The organism is Meridianimarinicoccus aquatilis (assembly GCF_004358675.1).
Lineage (GTDB): Bacteria > Pseudomonadota > Alphaproteobacteria > Rhodobacterales > Rhodobacteraceae > Meridianimarinicoccus > Meridianimarinicoccus aquatilis.
The window spans coordinates 1-7,212 of record NZ_SMZO01000100.1; the positions used below are offsets into that span (position 1 = coordinate 1).

The 7,212-nt window shown below is 59.4% G+C and carries 5 protein-coding genes and 2 pseudogenes; 2 read left to right on the forward strand and 5 right to left on the reverse strand.

The window, feature by feature from the left end:
• Window positions 1–256: 256 nt before the first annotated feature.
• The 4 genes and pseudogenes from E2L05_RS20000 to repA form a co-directional block, all read right to left on the reverse strand.
• Window positions 257–2,410: pseudogene (locus E2L05_RS20000) on the reverse strand (ParB/RepB/Spo0J family partition protein).
• Window positions 2,411–2,585: 175 nt separating this feature from the next.
• Window positions 2,586–3,797: a plasmid replication protein RepC gene (repC, locus tag E2L05_RS20005; protein WP_133344765.1), complete on the reverse strand. Its 1,212-nt coding sequence runs from the start codon at window positions 3,795–3,797 to the stop codon at window positions 2,586–2,588.
• Between the two features lie 182 nt (window positions 3,798–3,979).
• A complete protein-coding gene (repB, locus tag E2L05_RS20010) occupies window positions 3,980–4,972 on the reverse strand; it encodes a plasmid partitioning protein RepB (protein WP_133344767.1) in 993 nt (330 codons plus the stop codon).
• A complete protein-coding gene (gene repA, locus E2L05_RS20015; RefSeq protein WP_133344769.1) occupies window positions 4,972–6,156 on the reverse strand; it encodes a plasmid partitioning protein RepA in 1,185 nt (394 codons plus the stop codon). The genes repB and repA overlap by 1 nt, the downstream gene beginning before the upstream one ends.
• Window positions 6,157–6,384: 228 nt before the next feature.
• Here repA and E2L05_RS20020 point away from each other — a divergent pair, with 228 nt between their 5' ends.
• Both E2L05_RS20020 and E2L05_RS20025 read left to right on the forward strand, forming a co-directional pair.
• Window positions 6,385–6,612: an AbrB/MazE/SpoVT family DNA-binding domain-containing protein gene (locus E2L05_RS20020; RefSeq protein ID WP_133344771.1), complete on the forward strand. Its 228-nt coding sequence runs from the start codon at window positions 6,385–6,387 to the stop codon at window positions 6,610–6,612.
• On the forward strand, window positions 6,602–6,997 hold the full coding sequence (locus E2L05_RS20025) for a PIN domain-containing protein (protein ID WP_133344773.1): 396 nt from the start codon (window positions 6,602–6,604) through the stop codon (window positions 6,995–6,997). The genes E2L05_RS20020 and E2L05_RS20025 overlap by 11 nt, the downstream gene beginning before the upstream one ends.
• Window positions 6,998–7,074: 77 nt before the next feature.
• Here E2L05_RS20025 and E2L05_RS21200 read toward each other — a convergent pair.
• Window positions 7,075–7,212 (reverse strand): annotated as a pseudogene (locus E2L05_RS21200) (recombinase family protein); the annotation flags it as partial.

Consider the following 7,212-nt stretch of genomic DNA (forward strand, 5'->3'; position numbering starts at 1 on the left):
AGCCGCATGAAATCAATCTGTTAGACTTCAAATCTAGCCAGAGCTAATTAATGCAACAGTCCCTATTCGTGAAACGTGCCGGCGGCTTGGGACTGCCGTCGGTGTAGCGAATGAGCGCCCCAAGGGGCGCGGTGTTGATGATGGTTGTTGCAGACATGATTCCTCATTCCGAATGCGAGCAATCGAATTCATCTTATTGATATTTTTACACTATAGTGTGATTGGGGGCGGAATACCCGCCCCCTTCCAGATCACGTTATTCCGCCGCCAGCATCGACGCGCCTTCAGCAGGCAGGTCATCCGTCAGGAATGCAGGAAGATCAGCTTCACTGACACTGTCAGCCACTTCGGCATAGTCCTCACCATCCAGCGCCACGAGATCGTTCCGGCGCAGGACCTCGGGCAACCACCCGATTCCCTTGAGGAGACGCTCGGCTTCCGTGGCCATCTCGCCCTTCTTCAGGTGATCGAGGAGCTGGGCAGTCCCCTCCCCTTTCGCCTCGCGCACGGCCTCGAGGATACGGGCCTTGGGCACGCGGTTGTGATAGGTTTCGACCGTCGGCTCCCATCCCGCCTCGACCAAATGGAGACCTGTCGCGCGCGCCACGAGATCGGAATACGCCATCCGCCGGGTCAGACCGCCTGCGGAGATGCCTGCCCCATAAGGGTTCACCTTCTCATGCAGCGCGTTGACGCCGAAGCTGAGGCAATGCGCCAGCAAGGCCAACCAACTGCCCTGATCGAGGACCGTCAGATAGTCCCAGAGCGCTGCATCGTCGCCAAGCGGCAGATCGGCTTCCCATTCCGCGTGACGCTCGTCGACCAGCTTTGCCACCACGCTGTCCTTCAGATCGGGCGCCTGCGCCGACATGTAGACGTGACGCACGGATGCCTCGAGACAGCTACCCGACGCCTCGGAGGTTCGGAAGGTGTCCGTCACCAGCTTCAGCAGCAGCGTCAACGCCACGTCGGGCGAGCGCCCGATCGCTTCACGCAGCGCCAGCGTCCGGTGGGCCGTCAACTCCATGACCAAACGCTCGGGCAGTGGCTTCAGCGCTCCATCATCCTCATCCTCCGGCAGGGCGCCGCCAATCGGCTGGCCAACCGACATGATGACAGTTCCGTCATGAGCGGCACTGTCATAGCCATCGGTGAGATCACGATCATCCCCCTGCCCCGCTACCGCAGGATCAGTACCATCCTAGACCGCGGTCTGCTCAACGGGCTCATCCTCTGGACGCACATACTCGCGATAGACTGCCAGTGCGCCGTAGCGGTCGAGCGTGACGAAAGCTCCTGCCCGCCCGATCTCTGTCTGATCGAAGATCAATGGCCGGGTCTCGATCATTTCCATCTCCGTTTCCAACATGCCGAGCCGCGTGTCGATATCGTCAGGCAATTCGTCCTGACCCGCGTATTCCTCTTCCAGCGCTCGGTACTCGGCGAGCAGCTTGGCATGGGCCGCACCTTCGTCATCCGTCATCGGTGCCGGATCACCAGACAGAGACCGCAGCCCGTGGCTGTAGCCATAGGGCAGGTCAAGCGCGACCTCGATCCACTTCCAGCCCTCAACCGCAACCGCCTCAGCTTCGGCCTGGAGTTTTTCCGTAACCAATCGATCGAACAGGGCAGGGCCTTCGAGCCAACCGCCGTCATCGCCTTGGAACAGGTCATGCAGCAGCGTGCCGCCCGCCGCTTCATAGGCCTCAACATCCATAAAGACCGCGCGCCGGTTGGACGCCCGGACCGAGGTCTCGGTCAGCATGCGCCGGATCTGGAATGGCTCCTTGTTCCAGGATGAATGGATCACATCCCAGACCTGAACCTGACGCGCATGATCGGGGTTCACGGTGAAGGCCATGAGCTGCTCCAGTGTCATGCCATCCTCGGCGTAGACTTCAAGCAGGGCAGGGGCGACGGAAGCGAGTTTCAGGCGCCGCTTTACGACCTGCGGCGTCACGAAAAAGGCCGCAGCAATCTCTGCATCGCTCTGGCCCTTGTCCCGCAGCGCCACAAACGCACGGAACTGGTCGAGAGGGTGCAGGGCAACGCGCTGCATGTTCTCGGCCAAGGAATCGTCCTCGGGCAAGATCGCGGACACAGCATCGCGCACGATGCAGGGAATGGGCGTGGTCTTCGCCAAACGCTTCTGCTTAACGGGCAGGGACAATGCTTGGAACCGACGGCCACCGGCCGGGATCTCGAACTTGCCTGTCTCGGTCCCATCGTCAGCCAACACGGGCCGCACGCTCAGGCTCTGCAAGAGGCCGCGGCGGGCGATATCTTCGGCGAGTTCCTCGACAGACACGCCAGCCTTGATGCGCCGTACGTTGGACTGGCTCAGGACCAGCTTGTCAAAAGGGATATCCCGCGAGGAGGACAGAGTGATTTTCCGGACAGCTTTGGTCATCAGATCTTCTCCACGACGGGCGCCGGAAGCCACTCTCCCGATCTCACTTCCCGTCACCCTAAAACCAACACTCCTTTCCCTTTCGCTACCCTTTGTCTCGCACCGGTGGAGATAGTTCACAGCTGTGAACTTTGGCAAATGAACGGTCGCGGCGTGATGTTCACAGCTGTGAACATCACGCCGCGCTCCGTCGTCCGACTAGCGCCATGACCATCGGCCCGCAGGAAAACTCGCCCGCCGCAGCCTTGGACGTCAGCGCCCGCAAATATCCACCCGGTGATCTGATGTCGGAAAAACGTTCCAGCATAGCCACGACGACGATCGAGGCTTGCTCTGGTCCCATACAGCGCTGCGCTTCTTCCCAAGCGGAAACACTGATCCCCATGGCCGACCGTACATGACAAGCAGCGTCGAAAAGTTGGTGCCAGTGTCGAACGTCGCCCTGATAGAAAGTCCTGAGTGAGGGACAGCTGGCAATCACCAGGTGAAGTGGGATTTTCGGCACCCGCCTCGTGTCAGGCTCTTCAACGTCAGCCACAGGCCTATCCGTATCATCATCAAGCGGTCTGCCAGCCACCCAGCCTTTTTCTAAGGCAGGTTCAAGATCTATAGATTCTTTATTTGAATTATGATGGTGACGCCCAAAATGGGCACCATTGGTGTTCATTTCTTCTGTTTCAGGCCCGTCAATGACATTACGCGCTTGGTCGAGAAGGGTCTCCAGTTCAGTCCGAAATGCCGACAGGTCCTCAAGCGAAAGCTTGCGGCGAAGAGCGCGGGCTGTGAGGGCGGCCGTGTCACGAAGCTGGTCCCATAGGCCAAGCCCGGGCCGGATCTCCTCGCCGAATTCCGCCAGAGCGGCGATGTCGCGGCGCATAAGGCTCACCACCTCCCTCAGTCGCCGCACACGGTCCTCAGCCTCACGCACAGCCTCTGCGGCCCGTGCAATCTCTTCTGCCCGGCAATAGAGCGGGGAGAGGTCGAGGCCGAAGGCAACGCGATCTTCGCCGCGCTTGCGCACATACCGCTTCCCATTGGGGCTATCGCGCCGCGTGAGCAAGCCTGCCTCTACCAACCGTGCGAGGTGACGGCGCATCGTCGAGCAAGGCATGCCGTTCAGCCGCTCGCAGATCGCCTTGTTGGATGGGAAGACGACCATTTCGGTGTTGCCGCCAAGAGCATCGTCCGGAAAGAAGCTGAGAAGTCCCTGAAGAACGGTCAGATCGCGCTCGGAAACCCCAAAGGCGGCCTGTGCCTTGGACAACTCGCGGAGGAGCTCCCACTTGTTGACGGGCTTGCCGGGAACAGACGCCTCAGGGCGCTCGACCACGCGCAGATGGGCGCGCGAGATCGGCCGCATAAACGGCGAAATCGGTGTGTAATCCATGATGTCATTCACGAAGGCATAGAAAAACTGTTCCGCGAATCACATATGACTTGCGGTTTGAGCGCTGGCCCACTACCTTGAGAGTGCAAAGATCAAAGTCGGGGTCTCGTGGAGCGCAAGCTTTGCGGGACCTTTTCTTTAGCCTGTACCGTGCCTCCTTTTTGTTGCTGCTCTGCCTCTCTTCATGTCTCGCGTTTCCAGCGATCGTGAAGCTCTTCGAGGACCTCCTGCGCGCGGGCATCAAGCCACTCCGCAAAGGCATCATCCACATCCGTCAGGTCCAGGCGAAGCGCCCGGCCAGATCTCTTGATCGCGCCCACTGGCGTGCCATCAATGACAAGGGCAGTGGTCTTCGATCTCGGCTTCTTGCCGAGCGTCGGACTCACACTCTTTTTTATGTGCCGTGCAACGGCTTCAAAAGCCGCCACCGAAGGATCAACCTTAGGATCCCCGCCGGCCTGTTCGCTCACGACGGCCTGCGCACGAACATCAAGAGCAACCTGGGAAAGTTCGTCGATATCGATCCGGCTGTCGGAAAGCTCTTTCGCTAAAGCTTCCCATCTGGGACGGCCGACGCCGTGAGCCGGTCCGATTGCGTGTGCCAAGGCAGTTCCGATCGCCTTTGCAACAGAGACCGACATCGATACCGCCGAGCGGGTCACGTTCAGGACCTCGGCAATCTGTGCCTGAGAGCCAAAGCCACTATCGAGCAGTTCTTGAGCGAAGAGGGCACGCTCGATGTAACTCAGGTCACGTCTACCAGTATTTTCTGAGACTTGAGCGCGCAGTGCGGCGGTATCGTCCAAGTTAGCTATGAGGGCGCGAACCTTGCTCACTTTGTCGGAGGCACGAATGGCCTCAAGACGGCGGCGTCCATAGACGAGGAGATACCGATTGGGGTCGGTCGGATGGCGCCGAACAAGGATGGGCACAGTTTGCCCGTTTTGTTCAATCGACGCGCGAAGATCGTGCACATCCTTTGGATCGAGGCGGTCCGAGTATCGCTCGTCTTGGATCTCAACCGGATCGAGCTCCCAAACATGGTGAGCATCGACAGCATCACGCGCCGACCGCAGGGCTCGATTGCTTGACATCATGCTACCAGGGGCAGAGGACGTCCCCGCCGCAGCCAGACTATCGAGCATGGACATGCGCTTTTTCTTGCTGTCAGTCATCAGCGCCCCCAAGTCTTCTGAATGAGCTGGGTAATCTCATCGTTGACCGCATTCAGACTTTCAATTGCTCGGTCATAGGTCGTCCGAATGAAGGCGCTGCGTTCGACCTCGTAAAGGGTCTGCTTGGTCAAACCGGCATCCGAGATGGCCGTCGACTTTAGCATCGGCGCGTTCAAGACCTTGTCGCCATACATCGTCCGCAAGAAGGCGACGATACGGTTCTGCGGTGCGTCTGTCGGCTCATAGCGGGTCAAGAGATACCGCATCCAGTCATGCGACATGTCGGCCCCACTGTCGGCAATGACGTCCATCAGGTCGGCCGTCATTCTGAGAAACTGGCTCATCGACATCACGTCGAGCATCTCGGGATGAATCGTCACAAGAACGCCTGTCGCGGCCGACAGCGCGGACATGGTCAAAAATCCGAGCTGCGGAGGACAGTCGATGACGACGACGTCATATTTCTCATCGACCTGCGCCAGCGCCTCCTTCACACGGAAGAAGAACAAACCCGCGTTGCCGCGAGAAAGTGCCCGTGGCGTCTCGTGCTCGAACTCCATGAGTTCGAGATTTCCAGGAATCAGGTCGAGGTTCGGGATGTATGTCTTGCGGATCACCTCGGCGATCGGAACCGGGTCTTCATAACGAATCGCATCGTAGAGCGTGCCGCCGTCCAGAAGGTCGAATTCCGGCTGAACCCCATGCAAAGCCGTAAGTGAAGCCTGCGGATCAAGGTCGATCGCCAGGACACGGTAACCCTTGAGGGCCAACCGTTGAGCAAGATGCGCCGAGGAGGTCGTCTTTCCCGAACCACCCTTGAAGTTCATCACGCCGATGATCTGCAGATGGTCACCGGCGCGACGACCGGGCAGGTAGTCTCCTGGCTTTCGAGCCGTTTTCTCCAACAAAACCCGTAAGTTACGGATATCTTCAGCCGAATAATGGCGCCGGTTCCCCGATGAAACTTCTGGCGACGGGCCCTTGCCATCAAGGTGGAGCTTTCTGAGGTATGAGTCGTTAACGCCCAGCAGAGCAGCAGCTTCCCCTGAGGTGAATTTGCGCATAGACTTGGATGCGTCGGGCGGGAACAGGCTCTCACGCTGCGAATGCAGCTGCGCCGCCAGCAACTCGGAGTGCTGACGGATCACGGCGTTCAGGTCTTCCTGTGTATCGGCTCTGCTCATCTGCCCTCGCGCAACCCCTTTTTCTTGCTGGGGCGTGTTCACGGATTATGGCGTTTAGTCGCCCTTTTCCGTGACTATTGCCGGAGGAGTCAGATTCGTGCAAGCTCTTTCTAAATGTGGTGTCAGCCGCTGCGTGATGCACAAGAGTGGCTCGGGTTCGTGGGCAGGCTTGTCTTAGATACCTTTCGGATATACATTAGAAAACGTATATCCGCATGGGAGGTCAAGATGCAGGTCGCAAAATGGGGTAACTCGCTGGCCGTCCGTTTGCCCGCGGAGCTCGTCCGAGAGCTTGGTCTCGAGGAGGGTGATCAGATCGACCTAGTCAAGGACGACGGTCGGGTCAGAGTCCGTCGCCTTGCTCGTGCGGACGAGGTGCTGTCCGGCCTGCGCCGCTTCCGGGGCAAGTTGTCCGCTGCAGAACGTCTGAGCCGTGACGTTACGCATGAACGCTGAGTTCGCGGACACGAATGTCGTTCTCTACCTGCTCGACGACGGCCCGAAGGCCGATCGCGCAGAGGCCCTCCTGGGGCAGGGGCCCCGGATCAGTGTTCAGGTCCTAAACGAGTCACTGGTGAACTGCCGCCGTAAGGCTGGCCTCAGTTGGGAGGAAGCAGCGGCCTTTCTCGAAGGCGTGCGCGCCTTGTGTCCCGTCGAGGATCTCACCGTGCAGACCCATGACGTCGGCCGCGCTTTGGCGGAACGCTACGGCTTCTCGATTTACGACGCGATGATCGTGGCCAGCGCTTTGGTTGCGGGGTGTACCACGCTATGGAGCGAGGACATGCAAGATGGCCTGCTGGTCGAAGGCCAGCTTCGCATCGTCAACCCCTTTGCATGAGCGGACAACTTCTGAGCCGAGCGCTGACCATAGCCTTGTAATGCTTCCTGTCGTGCATGATTTGCAAGGTAGCTCGACTACTCAAGCAGCCCCAGCTTTTCCGCTCGTTCGAGCAGCATTCTGACCGAAGACGGCTGCCACTTGGTGCGGCCGCGCGGGGTGCGTTCGCGCATGCCTTCGAGCCGGGTGCAGATGGCCTGCAAGGTGATGTCGGG

What these genes read in the sequence shown, in the direction of transcription:
- repA (WP_133344769.1), bottom strand. Translation starts at nt 6,156, where the DNA reads ATGAGCAGAGCCGATACACAGGAAGACCTGAACGCCGTGATCCGTCAG.
- repC (WP_133344765.1), bottom strand. Translation starts at nt 3,797, where the DNA reads ATGGATTACACACCGATTTCGCCGTTTATGCGGCCGATCTCGCGCGCC.
- repB (WP_133344767.1), bottom strand. Translation starts at nt 4,972, where the DNA reads ATGACTGACAGCAAGAAAAAGCGCATGTCCATGCTCGATAGTCTGGCT.
- E2L05_RS20025 (WP_133344773.1), top strand. Translation starts at nt 6,602, where the DNA reads ATGAACGCTGAGTTCGCGGACACGAATGTCGTTCTCTACCTGCTCGAC.
- E2L05_RS20020 (WP_133344771.1), top strand. Translation starts at nt 6,385, where the DNA reads ATGCAGGTCGCAAAATGGGGTAACTCGCTGGCCGTCCGTTTGCCCGCG.